At 37.5% G+C, this 15,233-nt stretch carries 15 protein-coding genes and 1 riboswitch; of the genes, 9 read left to right on the plus strand and 6 right to left on the minus strand.

Features of this window, described 5'->3' with window-relative positions; all coding sequences use genetic code 11:
• Nucleotides 1-25 precede the first annotated feature (25 nt).
• Both menB and KBP50_RS05750 read left to right on the plus strand, forming a co-directional pair.
• Nucleotides 26-844 (plus strand): 1,4-dihydroxy-2-naphthoyl-CoA synthase, encoded by an 819-nt coding sequence (menB, locus tag KBP50_RS05745; RefSeq protein ID WP_050350410.1) that lies wholly within the window; start codon nucleotides 26-28, stop codon nucleotides 842-844.
• A 154-nt stretch (nucleotides 845-998) separates the two neighbouring features.
• Complete coding sequence (locus KBP50_RS05750; protein WP_050350411.1) at nucleotides 999-2,447, plus strand: o-succinylbenzoate--CoA ligase; 1,449 nt, start codon at nucleotides 999-1,001, stop codon at nucleotides 2,445-2,447.
• A gap of 618 nt (nucleotides 2,448-3,065) precedes the next feature.
• Here KBP50_RS05750 and KBP50_RS22455 read toward each other — a convergent pair.
• Together KBP50_RS22455 and KBP50_RS22460 are read right to left on the minus strand one after the other, a co-directional pair.
• The gene (locus KBP50_RS22455; protein WP_082240859.1) at nucleotides 3,066-3,512 is read right to left on the minus strand and encodes a beta-propeller domain-containing protein; all 447 of its coding nucleotides are present in this window, start codon (nucleotides 3,510-3,512) and stop codon (nucleotides 3,066-3,068) included.
• Complete coding sequence (locus tag KBP50_RS22460; RefSeq protein ID WP_050350413.1) at nucleotides 3,485-3,826, minus strand: hypothetical protein; 342 nt, start codon at nucleotides 3,824-3,826, stop codon at nucleotides 3,485-3,487. Before KBP50_RS22460 ends, KBP50_RS22455 begins: the two co-directional genes overlap by 28 nt.
• Nucleotides 3,827-4,052: 226 nt before the next feature.
• Between KBP50_RS22460 and KBP50_RS05765 the strand changes: the two genes are divergently transcribed.
• From KBP50_RS05765 to ytkD, 7 genes are all read left to right on the plus strand, one after another.
• Nucleotides 4,053-4,493 carry an OsmC family protein gene (locus KBP50_RS05765; protein ID WP_050350414.1) on the plus strand — a complete coding sequence of 147 codons (441 nt, stop codon included), beginning with the start codon at nucleotides 4,053-4,055 and terminating at the stop codon, nucleotides 4,491-4,493.
• A 413-nt stretch (nucleotides 4,494-4,906) separates the two neighbouring features.
• A complete protein-coding gene (locus KBP50_RS05770) occupies nucleotides 4,907-5,101 on the plus strand; it encodes a helix-turn-helix transcriptional regulator (RefSeq protein WP_050350415.1) in 195 nt (64 codons plus the stop codon).
• A complete protein-coding gene (locus KBP50_RS05775; protein WP_050350416.1) occupies nucleotides 5,102-5,569 on the plus strand; it encodes a hypothetical protein in 468 nt (155 codons plus the stop codon).
• Nucleotides 5,570-6,569: 1,000 nt separating this feature from the next.
• Nucleotides 6,570-7,937 carry an MATE family efflux transporter gene (locus KBP50_RS05780; protein ID WP_128743287.1) on the plus strand — a complete coding sequence of 456 codons (1,368 nt, stop codon included), beginning with the start codon at nucleotides 6,570-6,572 and terminating at the stop codon, nucleotides 7,935-7,937.
• Between the two features lie 182 nt (nucleotides 7,938-8,119).
• Nucleotides 8,120-8,437 (plus strand): hypothetical protein, encoded by a 318-nt coding sequence (locus tag KBP50_RS05785; protein WP_050350417.1) that lies wholly within the window; start codon nucleotides 8,120-8,122, stop codon nucleotides 8,435-8,437.
• 528 nt (nucleotides 8,438-8,965) lie between these two features.
• A complete protein-coding gene (locus KBP50_RS05790; protein WP_050350418.1) occupies nucleotides 8,966-9,499 on the plus strand; it encodes a VHS/ENTH/ANTH domain-containing protein in 534 nt (177 codons plus the stop codon).
• A 30-nt stretch (nucleotides 9,500-9,529) separates the two neighbouring features.
• Nucleotides 9,530-9,997: an RNA deprotection pyrophosphohydrolase gene (gene ytkD / locus KBP50_RS05795; protein WP_050350419.1), complete on the plus strand. Its 468-nt coding sequence runs from the start codon at nucleotides 9,530-9,532 to the stop codon at nucleotides 9,995-9,997.
• Between the two features lie 187 nt (nucleotides 9,998-10,184).
• Here the strand turns inward: ytkD and KBP50_RS05800 are convergent, their stop codons facing one another.
• The 4 genes from KBP50_RS05800 to pckA form a co-directional block, all read right to left on the minus strand.
• Nucleotides 10,185-10,985 (minus strand): ABC transporter permease, encoded by an 801-nt coding sequence (locus tag KBP50_RS05800; protein WP_050350420.1) that lies wholly within the window; start codon nucleotides 10,983-10,985, stop codon nucleotides 10,185-10,187.
• A gap of 5 nt (nucleotides 10,986-10,990) precedes the next feature.
• Complete coding sequence (locus KBP50_RS05805) at nucleotides 10,991-11,782, minus strand: ABC transporter ATP-binding protein (protein ID WP_050350421.1); 792 nt, start codon at nucleotides 11,780-11,782, stop codon at nucleotides 10,991-10,993.
• A 12-nt stretch (nucleotides 11,783-11,794) separates the two neighbouring features.
• Nucleotides 11,795-12,784: an ABC transporter substrate-binding protein gene (locus tag KBP50_RS05810; RefSeq protein ID WP_050350422.1), complete on the minus strand. Its 990-nt coding sequence runs from the start codon at nucleotides 12,782-12,784 to the stop codon at nucleotides 11,795-11,797.
• A 282-nt stretch (nucleotides 12,785-13,066) separates the two neighbouring features.
• Complete coding sequence (gene pckA / locus KBP50_RS05815; protein ID WP_050350423.1) at nucleotides 13,067-14,653, minus strand: phosphoenolpyruvate carboxykinase (ATP); 1,587 nt, start codon at nucleotides 14,651-14,653, stop codon at nucleotides 13,067-13,069.
• 237 nt (nucleotides 14,654-14,890) lie between these two features.
• Nucleotides 14,891-15,005, plus strand: a riboswitch (SAM riboswitch).
• The last annotated feature ends 228 nt before the right edge of the window (nucleotides 15,006-15,233 follow it).

Below are 15,233 nucleotides of genomic sequence, written 5' to 3' on the forward strand. Positions count from 1 at the left end.
CATAGACTTTAAAGGAGGAAGAAACATGGCAGTACAATGGGAAAAAGTAAGAGATTACGAAGAGATTTATTATGAAAAATATAATGGCATTGCCAAAGTGACCATCAATCGCCCTGAGAAGCGAAATGCATTTACACCATTAACGGTAAATGAAATGATTGATGCATTTGCAGACGCTAGAGACGATTCAGACATTGGTGTCATTATTTTAGCTGGCGAAGGAGACAAGGCGTTTTGTTCCGGTGGCGATCAATCTGTTCGTGGACATGGCGGTTATGTAGGCAGTGACCAAATCCCAAGGTTGAATGTATTGGACTTACAACGCTTAATTCGCACCATTCCTAAGCCTGTTGTTGCAATGGTATCTGGCTATGCTATCGGAGGCGGTCATGTACTTCATGTCGTATGTGACTTAACAATTGCAGCAGATAATGCTATCTTTGGTCAAACGGGTCCGAAAGTTGGTAGTTTTGATGCTGGCTATGGCGCTGGTTTACTTGCAAGAATGGTCGGTCATAAACGTGCACGAGAAATTTGGTACTTATGCCGTCAATACAATGCAGAAGAAGCTTATGAAATGGGATTGGTAAATACCGTTGTTCCGTTGGAGAAACTAGAAGAAGAAACGATTCAATGGTGTGAGGAAATGTTATCTAAATCTCCAACTGCATTGCGTTTCTTAAAAGCTTCCTTTAATGCAGATACAGACGGTTTAGCTGGTTTGCAGCAAATGGGTGGAGATGCAACATTACTTTACTACACGACAGACGAGGCAAAAGAAGGAAGAGATGCGTTTAAAGAAAAAAGAAAACCCGACTTTAAAAAGTTTCCTCGTTTCCCTTAAACAAAATAGTTCAAAAGGAAAGTTAAAATAGATGAACATGGAAGTTAAATCTTGATTTTAAACGATTCTAACAAGACGGTATCTTACTGTAAAAAACCTTTGCTTAAAGTCGGAGCAAAGGTTTTTTACTGCAAATTGAAAAGAGGTGTTCAACATGCAAATGGTTATCCCGCATTGGTTAACGAAACAAGCGGACATATCTCCTGACCAAATAGCACTTCAGCTTTCAGATGGGAGCACACTTACATTCCAACAGTTAAAGGAACGAAGTCAGGACTATGCAAAAAAATTAGCTGGCTGGGGAGTAGCAAAGGGGACACATGTTGCGGTGCTCTCTTCAAACCAGCCAACGATGGTGATTGCTATTCATGCGCTAAGCTATTTGCAAGCAGTGGTTGTTTTGTTAAACAGCAGATTGACGGGGGATGAGCTGACATATCAATTGAAAGATGCAGAAGTGTCATTTTTAATCTATACAGAAACATTAGCTGAACTAGCTGGGAAGTTGCCCGTTTCTAAAGCATTGTCCTTAACAGCAGTTGAGTGCCTTCAGCCGCAAGCCATAGATATCGCTACAGAAATTAATTTAGATAAGCCGTTTACTATGATGTATACATCAGGAACAACAGGTTTTCCTAAAGGAGTTGTCCATACATATGGAAATCATTGGTGGAGTGCGATAGGAAGTGCGCTGAATTTAGGCCTTCAGAGCGAAGATAAATGGCTGGCAGCATTGCCATTATTCCACGTTAGCGGTTTATCGATTCTAATTCGCAGCGTCATTTATGGTATGCCTGTATACTTACTAGAGAAATTTGATAAAAAACGGGTACATCAAGCGATTATGACAAAAGGGATAACGATGGTGTCTGTTGTAACCTTGATGCTACAGCAGCTATTGGGTGAGTTGGGGGAAAAGACGTACCCCGCTTCACTAAGATGTATGTTGTTAGGCGGAGGACCTGCACCAAAGCCATTACTAGAACAGGCGAAGGAAAAGGGCGTCCCAGTTTTCCAGTCTTTTGGAATGACAGAAACCGCTTCGCAAATCGTGACATTAAATGCAAACGATGCACTAAAAAAAATTGGCTCTGCCGGAAAAGCTTTATTTCCAGCCCAAGTGAAAATTAATGCACCTGATGAGGATGGTGTAGGAGAAATCTATGTGAAAGGACCGATGGTTACAAGTGGGTACTATAGGAATCAAGCTGCAACAGAAAAGGCGCTAATTGCAGGCTGGTTAGCTACAGGTGATTTAGGCTATTTGGATAAGGAAGGGTATTTATATGTTATCGACAGGCGAAGCGATTTAATCATTTCAGGTGGTGAAAATGTATACCCTTCAGAAATAGAAAGCACGCTATTACGTTTTCCGGGAATTAAAGAGGCAGGCGTAACTGGAGTGGAAGATACGAAATGGGGCGAGGTTCCGATTGCATTTATTGTGACGGATGATGGAACCTATAATCAAGCAGAGCTTCAAGCTTTTTTAAAGCGGCATTTAGCTGCTTATAAATGTCCAAAGCAAATTTATGAAGTGGCTCGTTTGCCCCGGAACGCATCCAATAAACTCGTACGTAGAGAATTAAAGAAATTATTGTAAAGAAAGGCATTTTAGCTTGTAGAGGTACCTTCATGTATCCTACAAGCTTTTTTGTCGGATAGGTATCAGGCAGGCGAGTTCCATAGGGCTTTTCAAATCGTACATACCGTGGAAATAAAAAAAGCGGACCTATAAAACGAGTATAGTATTCCGCTTATAAGAGAAGCGCTTTTTCATCCATGCATGACCCTGCTTTAGCAATTAGCTGCTCACTAACCCTAAATTATTTATCATTTAACATCGATTTGCTTGCTTAGAAAGCAAAAATCTTTTCCTGCAAGATCGTCAGCTCGCGCTGTTCCCTTTGAAGTCTACATATTTTGACTACGCTAAAACTCGTGTATACGCAGTGGTCGATTTATTTCGAATATTAGCTGTTTGAAGACTGTTCCTTTAAAATTTGATGTGCAAGAAAAAAGTGGTGAGAGATAACAGCACCTAAATTTACCGATTCGTTTAGTGGCCTTTAGGTAACACCTTTGTGGTACTAACATTCAGTGGGGGTGAAAGAAATCCCCGCTAATGGCAGATCCACTTTATTGTTCGTTTTTTAAATTAACTGTTTTAGTTATGCCCAGCCTATTCCATTATTTTGAGACCGCTCCATGGTGGTATGTGTCAAAATTTATCTAAAGCCCGATAGTAGAGTTTACTTTTTGGTTCGGTCCCATTATAAACTTTTAAAATTAAATATTTATTATCGTCTGAGACTTCGGGAAGAAAAGATAGTTCTTTTTCGGTTTTGTCTTCGTAAATAAGGATATCCTCTTCTTGATTTGTTCCAATGTTGTGCCAATAAACGGCGTTATAATAGCCTTTTTTATTGGAGTGAACCGATCTTTGATCAGGATACCGGTTGTAAAAAAAGCCGTTCATATCTTTTCTCCAGGCAATATTGCTAAATTTGCACCATTTTAACCGTTCTGGATACTCTTCCATAGATATTAAATCTATTATTCTGAACTCCTGCCAGTCACTACCGTTAAAGGATAGAGTGTAGGCCAGTAGGGTTCCATCGTAATTAAAGGTTATATTTGTTATCGCTGTCGTTCCGTCCTTATCGATTGATTCAGATCAATAACTGTTTCCAGGTTTGTACGTTCGTGTATATCCATCGTTCGGTATAGAATAGGTTGATTTTGTAAACCATCATTGTTAAAAAAATAATAATAATCGCCTTTCCTTTGCGGGGGAGAATATTTTGGATAGTTCATAAGCTGTGTTAACTTCTTTTTTATCTCATTTCTTCTAGTCCCGTTGTTTTGGTAAGCAGTCCATTCCTTGGTTTCGTTTAAATTTTCATCTTCGAGCCAACGGTAAGGATCTGGAACGGAAACACCGTGATAGATTTCTTCCGTGTTACCTTTTCTGATGATCAATTAAAATTCCTCCTTTTCATATTTGAAATTTAGAAGCAACTTTTATGCCAATTTAAACGTTCCATATAGAGCGCTATACATACTTGTCAAACTTTAAGCTCACAAAAGGAGGGATTTCGATTTGTTTATGTTCACCATTTCACAAATTATCTATGGTAAATGTTAGCATACTATTATATAATTAAATTATCCTAGTAAAATATGATTAGAAAAGGGGCTTGCTAATATGGCTAAATCTATTTTTAAAGCCACTGCTCACCTGCAAGATGGCGTTCAAGTTAAAGTAAAATCGAGAAATTTTGAGATCACTGTAGATGAGCCTAAAAACTTAGGAGGTACAGATACGGGAATGAATCCTGTTGAATTAGTACTTGGTGCTCTTGGTGCGTGCCAGGCAATAGTCGCACGCGTATTTGCTAAGAAGTTTCAAATTGAATTCAGCGACTTCTGGGTTGAACTAGAAGGGGATTTAGATCCAGATGGTTTTATGCACAAAGCCGATGTACGAAAAGGCTATTCGGAAATCCGTTACAATATTCATATTAAAACGGATGCCCCACAAGAGAAAGTAGAAGAATTCGTTGCTTTTATTGAAGATACATGCCCAGTTGGCGATACGCTGGCAAACCCAGTCAATATAAAGTTAAATAATATCATCGTTGAATAATGAAGTTTTGTTAAAAACAAGGGCAGGAAGTTTATACTGTCTTTGTTTTTTTTGCACTATAGGAAAGTATAAAATTTCTATGGTTTATAGTATAAGAAAAACTACAGCTTCCGCCATAAAGATTTGGCGGTAAGCCAAGTTCTTCTAATACTAAAGATGATAAAATTATACGCTAGCTACTACATGCTGCATGTCTTAAAACCTCTAAAGATAAACGTACGTAATATCTTCACTTTATCCGCTAAATTTAACCTACATTCGCATATCTAACAAACAGCGGGCTTTAAAAGAAAAGCTTCATAATGTCTCTCTTTATTATTTTTCTGTTATTTCGTAAACAGTTGACTTATTTATATTTGATGTAATATATTTTTAACATAATGTTAGATATATTTTTCTTTTGGTGGTGTGACATGGCTAATAAAATAAAGCTAGCTCGAGTTGAAAAAGGATTAACACAAGCTCAACTTGCCAAAAGAGTCAATGCGACTCGACAAACGATTGGACTTATTGAAAAAGGGGAGTATAACCCAAGCTTAAATCTCTGTATTGCAATAGCAAAGGAACTAGAAAAGACGTTGGATGATCTATTTTGGGAGGAATCGTAAATGAAACACTCATTTCTACATGTTTTTTTACCAAAAGATGAATATAAGCGTATGAGGGTTGTTAGATTTTTAGCTGAAGCAGCAGTAATTTTGGCTATTATGCTAATTTTAACTGTATTAATAAGTAGCTGGTTTGCTTGGAGCTTAGATGGCATGCTTTTAGCATTTGCAGCTTTTTGTTTTATCTTAATATACACCTATTTACGTTATATTTTGTCGGGTATTGAATTTACAGACGTAATTAATAAAGAAAACTATTCTAAAACAAAAAGAAATTTACGAAAGAGAGCAATTAGATTCGGAGCGATTTTTTTTATTGTATTACTTTTGATCAGAGGTATTCCGAATAGTTGGATAGATTTTCTGGATATATTAGGTCCCTCTGTTCTTGCTTCTATATTTATGCTTATTTTTGACCGACTTTCATTAAAAAAATCATATGAGAAAAATAAAGAGTTACTAGAATAAATATGGTTGAAGGACATAACTAAATATTAACCCTAAAGGCAAATGAAGCACTAATTTAGCATTGGGAATATACGTAGACTCTGCTCAGGAGTAAAGGCACCAGTGAGCCCGGCAGTGTTTAACATGATTAGGATCGCCAGCCGTCTGCGAAAAGCGAAGTATATTTCCGAAGTGGTTATTTGCACCATCCATAATTTCTAGACAGTTCGGATTTTACTTTTTAAAAAAATACTTCTGTTTCCACCTCTTATATTGAAGTATAAAGTATTTTTTAATTGTATAGGAAACTATAAAATGAGGTACTTGTGGATGACGAAATAACCGAATAGCCACGTCCGGCGCATGAGCCCAGCAACTAGGCGACTTTAGAAATGCGCCCTACGATAAGTCATCATCGGTTCGTCACTAAGGGGAAGGCCGACTAAAAACGGGCTTGCCGCTCAGACGTCGGCATACCCCTGTTTTAGTGGCGATTCCTAAATCTTTAGTTGATTCCGTTCCATTCACTACGTTGCTAAACGGGCGACCCGCGCCTTTGTTCATCTATATGTAACTGGCAGTTAGACCTTCGCTTCAACCTTAGGGTGAACTTAAGTAGGAAAAGTGAGAAATGCAAGTCAAGTATTTCGTTCTGTTCAACCTATGTCCAGCTGAGGCTGAAGATTTCCCCTCTGGTTACAAATGTCCCTTTATCCCGTGTGAAAGTTGCTTAAGAAGGTGTTGGATAAATCTGTACTGCAACAAAGTCTAAGTGGGAGAAAACAGCACCTAAATGCCCGATTTCGTAAGCAGCCTTTCAGTCATACCATTACGGTACGCACAATCAGTGGAGGATGAATGAAAACCCCTATTGATTGAAAATTCACTTTGAAGAAGTGTTGATTAAAAAAGGATAGTATCCCTTTTTACCTATCCGCTTTATTTTCAAGTAAGTATATTTTGAGGCAATCTCTTAAAATGGACTTTTCAGGGAGACGAAATTAGAATAAAAGTATCTGTAATGAATTGGGGTGATGTTTTGAGCATCGTAGGAGAAAAATTAGGGACACAGTCCGTTAAAAAAAGCTTTTTTCAATATTTTCTTCCGACTATTTTAGGAATGATGCTTATGTCGGTGAATATCGTTATCGACGGTATCTTTGTTGGAAATGGCGTAGGCTCTCTTGCTTTAGCAAGTGTAAATATAGCTGTTCCTGTATTCTCGATTATTATTTCCATTTCCTTGTTAATCGGCGTTGGAGGAGGAACCTTATATTCCATTGCCATTGGAGCAGGGGATAAGGAGAAGGCAAAGAGGTTATACACGATCTCTTTTGTACTACTAACCGTAATAACCATCTTTATTGGAATTATTGGTCTTGTGTTTATCGAACCATTAGCCAAACTTTTTGGAGCAAATGCTGAAACATTACCATACGCTATAGACTATATGCGTGTCATGTTTATGTTTTCTTTAGTTCTGGCGTGGGAGGTATGTTTGAGTATTTTTGTACGTAATGACGGGGACCCACAATTAGCGATGGTTGGTTTAATTGTTTCTGCGATTGTTAATATTGTCCTTAATTATCTTATGATTTTTATTCTAGAATGGGAAGTTACTGGTGCCGCTATTGCTACCTCATTGGCTACATTGATTGGATTGCTTATCTATACGCTTCATTTTTTAAAAAAGGGATCTGGTTTAAAATTCACAAAAATAATTTGGAAAAAGGATGACTTGAAACAAATCAGTGCTATTGGACTCCCTAGCTTTTTATCAGAAGCAGGTATTGGTATATTTGTAATGGGATATAACATTGCTATTGCACATTATGCCGGAACAAATGGGTTAGCTGCATTTTCGGTTATTAATTATTTGCATACATTTATGTTACTCGCTTTTATTGGCATTGGCTCGTCGATTCAACCGATGATTAGTTATTATTACGGGGCAAAAAAATTCACCTCGATTAAAGAAACAGTGAAAATTGCTGAAATAACTGGATTTCTGCTTGGCGGTTTCTTTTTAGTGATTGGTTATTTAGGTGCTGAGTTACTCGTTTCGATTTTTGGGGTGGCTACAAGCGAGATTAAAGACCTTGCTGTAAGAGGAATAAAGCTATTTTTCCTAGGGTATTTATTTATGGGAGTCAATTTTATTTATATGACCTATTATCAGTCTATTGGTTACGTCCGTCCATCTGTTGGTATTACCGTATTTAGGGGCTTCATTTTATTGATTGCGATGCTGTTTATTTTGCCCCTATTTTTAGGAACTACTGGCGTTTGGCTTGCACTTCCGGTATCAGAAACGATTGTAGCACTCGTACTTTTAGTTATAGCTCGAAAAGGAGTTATGCGTAATCAATACGACGCTAGAGGCTTTTAGTATTTTAAAAATTAAGCATGTATTTTCTTGAATATGACGCACACTCGCTCTTAGTAGCGAGTTTTTTTAATGCTTTTTCTCAAATGTAAGCTGCCTTAAATTAACTACTGAATGAAGTTTCACTTTATCATACATGGTTTTCGTTAATAAAAGAAATACTAAATGATTAGGAGGTGTTTCTAATGGAAAAACAAAAATATTATGTCCAAATGGGATCTGGAGAAATATCTCGTGTAAAGTATCATAATAATGATGAATTTGTTATTTATGCTACCGAAGAGGATATCGTCCAATTACGGGAAGCCTTTGATGAGGCTAATGCTTCTGGTATACGTACTTTCTTTAGGGCGCATATCCCGATAGTTCCATACCATAACGATTCGTCGAATGATGAATACGATAATAATATGGCTAAAGCCTATAAGCTTGTACATGATCTAGGAAATGAACAAACCAAAGCACATATAGCAGACATGGGGATTTTAGAAAATGATACTTGATGATGATAGGTTTTAAAGCTATGCAACAGGAGAAGTTTTTTAGGAAAAATGCGCTTGCGCCTTTGTTCTAGACCTTTCTATAGGATTAAAATTTATTCTGAGGGGTTTTATTTTAGCCCCTGTAAATAAAGTGGATAACAAAACAAGCAAATCGTGAACAGGTAAAAAATGGAGCTGAATTTAAATTTGCAGCTTTCTATATTTTTTTACAATATATTTATCCCACATATAAGGAAGCTGTAAGACTCCTACTTCAGGAGTTAGATAAATCTGTACTATAAACAAGTTTAAGAAGGTAACAGCACCTAACTGCCATCTTTCGTAAGAAGCCTTCAGGTCATACTAACTATTACGGTACTTACAAGCAGTAGGGGATGAATGAAACCCCCCACTGATTGAAGATTCACTTTATATTCCGTTATCTCTGAATCAAAATTCTTTTATGTGAGGTAGGTTTATCTTTTGCCAGGAACAGGAATAGACTAATAAGGAAAAAGAGAGCATGTTCACATAAAAGGAGGCCTTCATGTGTTGAATAAACGATTCATATTGTATAGCTCTATCGTTCTTATATTTGTTATCATGATGTTATCCCCTGTTGCGTTTCAAATACAAACCCCGGCTGCGGCAGAAGAGGAACCTGTTGACTCAGCAAATGCTGTAGCGGATTCAGAAATTAAACCATTAACCCACAAAAATGTGGTCAGCTTATCAAAACAATTTATGGATACATTGGTGCAGCCCATTCATTCGAACTACCGAGTGAAGGCATTAGATTCCAAACAAGAATTATATGAAGCTTTTAGTTCTATTACGACACGTTCGGTTGCGAAACCTTATGTAGAGTATTATTATAAGGAAAAGAGTGATGGCTTGTTCCTTCGACCGACAAGTAAACCGGCATGGTTTATAAAAGATGAGCCATATGAGATGATAGAGCAGGGCGATAATCAAGTAAAGGTTACCCAAACAAATCAAACCGATTTTTATGGTACTTATACCATTGAGCTAGAGTTTACTTTTGAAAATCAGTGGAAAATAACGAATATTGATTATCGTTAATGAAGTATTGGAAAAGGCGTTGAAGACAAGATGTATACATTTAAAGATTATTACAAGAATGAAGTGAAATTATCCTTTGAAGATCAACCCTTTTCAGAGCATCCGTTGCATGTCTGGGTCATATGCGTTTATGAAGATAAATGGTTGTTGACCGAACATAAGGAACGGGGAATAGAGTTTCCTGGTGGAAAAGTGGAAAAAGGGGAAAGTGCAAAAGAAGCTGCTATTAGGGAAGTAAAAGAAGAGACTGGTGGAATCGTTGAGCAAATAAACTATATTGGTCAGTATTTCGTCTCTGGGAAATCAGAAAATGTAATTAAAAACGTTTATTTTGCAACCGTCTCCTCACTAGAACAACAAGCAACATATTATGAAACAAACGGTCCTGTTTTATTAGAGGTTCTCCCTACTGATGTAAAGCACCGAGAAGAGTTTAGTTTTATGATGAAAGATGGAGTACTGAAATATTGTTTATCACATGTAAAACGATTAAGATGAACGTCACTAGAGAATAGGTGCGAACAATAATTAAGTTATTTCTGTACACTTATGGAATACTTAAATTGTGCCGAAGCTAAGGATAAATGTGCAGGATTCAGGCTTAACGACTTTCATAAATTTGAACCTATGTCGTAGTGGAAATTCTGTCTATGACATAGGTTCTTTTAGAATATATTATAATCCGCTATTTAATTAACCAGCTCTCTATTTGTTCTACAAGCTTATACATAACAGCTGCAAAAACAGCTATTAGCACTAGGCTCATCATGACAAGAGAAAAGTCAAATACTTGAAAACCGTAAATAATTAAATAGCCTAATCCTTGTTTAGAAACGAGGAATTCTCCAACAATAACGCCAACCCATGACAGTCCAACATTTACCTTCAAAGTAGAAATCATTGTGGGCAGCGTTGCAGGGAAAACAGCGTGCTGAAACACTTGGCGTTTATTGGCACCGAAACTTTTCAATACTTTAGCATAATTGGGGTCAACTTCATTAAACGCTGCATACACGACCAATGTAGTGATGATGACAGAGATAATCGCTCCCATTGCGATAATGGACACGTAGCCAGGACCAAGTGCAACAATAATAATTGGGCCCAAGGCTACTTTAGGCATGGCATTTAAAATAACAAGATAAGGATCTAATATATTGGATAAACGTTTGGAAAACCACAATGAAACAGCAAGAAGTATACCTGCAATGGTTCCAATTAAAAACCCAGCTACCGTTTCTAATAAAGTGATTCGCATATGCGTGAGTAATGATCCATCTTGAAGTTTTTCAGCAATAACCTGATATATCGTTGTCGGGGAGCTAAATAACAATGGGTCAATCCAATATAGGCGACTTGCCACTTCCCAAATCAGGATAAAACTGATTAGGATTAAAACCTGCCAAATAATCACTCGTTTTTTCTCTTTTCGGACAGAGGTTAAATAGTGTTGGAATAATTGATCTTCGGCTTTCGTTTGTTTCATCTGGATTATATACCTCCTCCTAATGATGAGACTGTTTCCTTCGTGTCCAATTCTTCCCAAACTTTATCAAATAATAGCTGATATTTGGGGTGTCTTCTTGCTAAAAGTGGCTGCTCATTACGTAATTCGATAGGAACTTCAAATACTTTGGATATTGTGCCCGGATTACTATCCATCACAAAGATGCGATCACTCATTGCGATTGCTTCTCCAATATCATGGGTAACGAGTACCGTTGTTTTATGATACGTTTTTAGTAAGCCGGAAACCAATTCTTCTAGTTTTAATTTCGTTTGGTAATCTAAAGCCGAAAAAGGTTCATCAAACAATAATATTTTCGGATCGTTAATCAAAGTTCGAACCAGTGCAGCTCGTTGCCGCATACCACCTGATAAAGCATCTGGGTAAGCTGAAGCTACATGTTCTAGCCCCACCTCTTGCAGTAGGGTCAAACCTTTCTCTTTCATTTCTTTGGAATGCGTTTGGTTAATTTTTGGTCCTAAAAGGATGTTTTCTAAAATGCTTTTCCAAGGAAATAAATAGTCTTGCTGTAACATATAACCGATTTCCGAGGAAGGAGCATGGATTGCTTTTTGCTGTAATTTGACTTTCCCTTCTGTAGGAGGAATGATTCCTGCCATGATGGATAGAATTGTTGACTTTCCACAACCACTTGGTCCTAACAAAGCGATAAACTCCCCCTCGTGAATGGAAACTGAAATATCCTTTAACGCTTTTGTAACACGTTGCTTAGAAAAGTAGTAATGGGTAACTTTTTCTAACGTTAAAAATGACATCACGCACTCTCCTTAGTCCTGTAATACATCCTTTGCAAACGTTGGATTTACTAAGTCCTCGTATGCTACATCTTCCGGCAATTCTCCAGCTGCTTCCATAATGTTTTTCAAATTGTTCCACGCATCTTCTTTTAACACCGGGTCGGTTGCGAATGATCCTTGATTTTTATAGCGTTCAATGGAGGAAGTGAGCATAGCTACATCCGTATCTTCAAAATAAGGTTGAATGGTTTTAGCAATTTCCTCAGCAGAATGTTCTGAAACCCATTGTTGGGCCCGGTAAACTGCTTTTGTGAATTTTTCCAATTCTGCTTTGTGTTCATCCATATATGTTTGCTTTGCCATATAAACGGTATATGGAACAGTTCCAGATTCTTCTCCAAACGAAGCTACAATATGCCCTTTTCCTTCTTTTTCAAACATACTGGCAGTTGGTTCAAATAATTGGACGTATTCTGCATCGCTAGACACAAATGCACTAGGAATGTTAGCAAACTCAATATTTTGCTGTAAATCTAAATCTTCATGCGGATCAATTTCGTTTTGTTTAAGTACATATTCGCCAACCATTTGTGGCATGCCACCTTTACGTTGTCCTAAAAAGGTTGTACCTTTTAAATCATTCCAATCAAAATCAGGCTTTTCTTCTTTTGCAACTAAGAAGGTACCATCTGTTTGTGTGAGCTGAGCGAAGTTAATAGCAATATCTTTCGAGTCCTGAGCGTAAACATAAATGGATGTTTCCGCACCAACTAACGCGATATCGGCTCCATCTGATAAAAGCGAAGTCATTGTTTTATCTCCACCCCATGTAGTTTGCAATTCGACGTCTAATCCTTCATCTTCAAAAAAACCTTTTTCCAAAGCCACGTATTGCGGAGCATAAAAAATGGAGCGGGTCACTTCAGCTAATTGAATGGTTTTTTTTGAATTCGTATTATTACAACTTGTTAAAATCAATAGTATGCTACTGAAGAATAGGAAAAATAGAATTTTCTTCATCCTATTTGCCCCTTTCATTGATGATTTAGTTTGTCAAAACAGTTTATGATTGCATTTAAAAATGTGTGAATGCCTATATAATGGATGTTTTATAAAAATGAAAAACTAGGGGGTAGAGTAGGTGAGTGTTAAGAATGATTTTAGTAAGAGCTTGAGGGACGCTCTTGGGCATCTCTGTAAGCCCAAGCAAAAAAAATCGACCTCGCAATAATGAGGTCGACATGCAGCAGTAACTGCAAATTAATTTTATATAAAATTCCTTTTGGGATGAGGAAACAATGATTAACCCTTATAAATAGGGCCAGCATTAGCGATATCTTCACGAGCTTCTGTGAATTGCTTAAAATTCTCATGGAATTTCACCGCAAGCTGTTTTGCTGTTTGTTCATAAGCGGCCTTATCGAGCCACGTGTTTTCCGGAATTAATACTTCATCCGGCACTCCAGGTACATGCATCGGAATTTCTAATCCGAATATTTTATCCTTTGTTGTCTCTACGCCATGTAATTCGCCCTCTAATGCAGCATGAATCATAGCGCGAGTATACGAAAGCTTCATGCGCTTCCCAGTACCATAGGCTCCTCCCGTCCAACCGGTGTTTACAAGAAACACATTTGATTGATAAGCGTCAATCTTTTCCCCAAGCATGGCAGCGTATTTGGACGGTGCCAATGGAAGGAATGGAGAACCGAAACAAGCTGAGAATGTTGCTTGTGGTTCGGTTACACCTCGTTCTGTTCCTGCTAGCTTACTTGTATATCCGCTTAGAAAATGATACATGGCCTGTTCTTTCGTCAATTTACTGATAGGAGGCAATGTTCCTGAAGCATCAGCGGTTAGAAAAATAATGGTGCTTGGATGCCCAGCGATACTTGGTACGGCAATGTTATCTATGTTTTCTAACGGATATGCTGCGCGAGTGTTTTCTGTTAAAATAGTGTCATTATAGTCAGGAATTCTTGTTTGGTTATCTAACACGACATTTTCCAATACTGCACCAAATCTAATGGCATCGTAAATTTGCGGTTCTTTTTCTTGCGATAAGTTAATGCATTTAGCATAACAACCACCTTCAATATTAAACACGCCATTAGGTCCCCAGCCATGCTCGTCATCGCCAATTAAACGGCGGTACGGATCAGCTGATAATGTTGTTTTACCTGTTCCTGACAAGCCAAAGAACAAAGCAACATCGCCTTCTTTACCAACATTAGCGGAACAATGCATAGATAATACATTGCGTTGAGGGAGCAAATAATTCATCACGGAAAAAATAGATTTTTTAATTTCGCCGGCATACTCTGTTCCACCTATTAATACGATACGTTGTTTAAACGATACAAGAATAAATGCTTCTGAGTTTGTACCGTCTACTTTAGGATTGGCTTTGAATGTTGGTGCAGACAAAACGGTAAACTCTGGCTGATGCTCTTTTAACTCTTTTTCTTTAGGTGTGATAAACAACTGTCTGGCAAATAGATTATGCCACGCATATTCATTGATCACTTGAAGCGGAAGACGGTAATCATGATCTGCTCCAGCATATCCTCTAAATTGAAAGATCTCGGATTTGTTTTTTAAATATTGAACGACTTTTTGGTAAAGTTTATTGAAAGTCGCTTCATCAATGGAACGGTTCACTGTTCCCCAGTCAACATAGTTTTCGCTGATTTCGTCTTTTACAATAAACTTATCTTTTGGTGAGCGGCCTGTGTAAGCCCCTGTTTCAGCTTGAACTGCACCTGTAGCTGATAACTTACCTTCTTTTCTAGCCAAGATTTTTTCAACAAGCTGCGGTACCGATAAATTCGATAATAAATAAGGGTGAGAATATAATTCGGTTACATAAGACTTTTCTACCGTTTTCATTTTAAAAATACCTGCCTTTTAATTCAAATTTATTCACGTTCAACGATTAAGAACGATTGTGATATACTCAATATGTTTATTAGTATAACACATTCACCTAAATAGTCCATACTAAATATCGATGAAATTAAAAAAATATTTATCTTTTCATTATAGTGTGTGAAAAAAACATATAGAAATACGGGGAAATTAGTTGACATAAAGGGGTTCTTTCGGTAAGCTGAAATTCGAACGGTTCTCTTATTCAGAGTCGGTGGAGGGACAGACCCGAGGAAGCCCAGCAACCATCACATTTCATGTGAAAAGGTGCTAACCTGATGCAAGGTAAGTAGGTCACCTTGAACAATAAGAGCGAAAGGTCCGCTATTCCCTTTCCTCCATGATAAGCAGGAAGGGATTTTTTTGTGTTAAAATGGATAGAATGCTAGCGGTTGAGATGTTTTGAAATGGAATAAATACTGCTGTTCATAACCATAAATCCTATTTACATTCATAGGAGTGGTTGTTGTCGTTTTGGACAAGTAAAGTATGGACTTCATAACATTCCCTAAAATGAAAGGTGCATCTTGTTTATATAGAG

This window comes from Virgibacillus pantothenticus (assembly GCF_018075365.1).
In the GTDB taxonomy this organism is placed as follows: domain Bacteria; phylum Bacillota; class Bacilli; order Bacillales; family Amphibacillaceae; genus Virgibacillus; species Virgibacillus pantothenticus.

Coding starts and splice junctions, on each gene's coding strand:
- KBP50_RS05800 (WP_050350420.1), bottom strand. CDS start 10,985: ATGAAACAAACGAAAGCCGAAGATCAATTATTCCAACACTATTTAACC.
- ytkD (WP_050350419.1), top strand. CDS start 9,530: ATGTATACATTTAAAGATTATTACAAGAATGAAGTGAAATTATCCTTT.
- KBP50_RS05770 (WP_050350415.1), top strand. CDS start 4,907: ATGGCTAATAAAATAAAGCTAGCTCGAGTTGAAAAAGGATTAACACAA.
- KBP50_RS05810 (WP_050350422.1), bottom strand. CDS start 12,784: ATGAAGAAAATTCTATTTTTCCTATTCTTCAGTAGCATACTATTGATT.
- pckA (WP_050350423.1), bottom strand. CDS start 14,653: ATGAAAACGGTAGAAAAGTCTTATGTAACCGAATTATATTCTCACCCT.
- KBP50_RS05780 (WP_128743287.1), top strand. CDS start 6,570: ATGAATTGGGGTGATGTTTTGAGCATCGTAGGAGAAAAATTAGGGACA.
- KBP50_RS05785 (WP_050350417.1), top strand. CDS start 8,120: ATGGAAAAACAAAAATATTATGTCCAAATGGGATCTGGAGAAATATCT.
- KBP50_RS05805 (WP_050350421.1), bottom strand. CDS start 11,782: ATGTCATTTTTAACGTTAGAAAAAGTTACCCATTACTACTTTTCTAAG.
- menB (WP_050350410.1), top strand. CDS start 26: ATGGCAGTACAATGGGAAAAAGTAAGAGATTACGAAGAGATTTATTAT.
- KBP50_RS05750 (WP_050350411.1), top strand. CDS start 999: ATGCAAATGGTTATCCCGCATTGGTTAACGAAACAAGCGGACATATCT.
- KBP50_RS05775 (WP_050350416.1), top strand. CDS start 5,102: ATGAAACACTCATTTCTACATGTTTTTTTACCAAAAGATGAATATAAG.
- KBP50_RS05765 (WP_050350414.1), top strand. CDS start 4,053: ATGGCTAAATCTATTTTTAAAGCCACTGCTCACCTGCAAGATGGCGTT.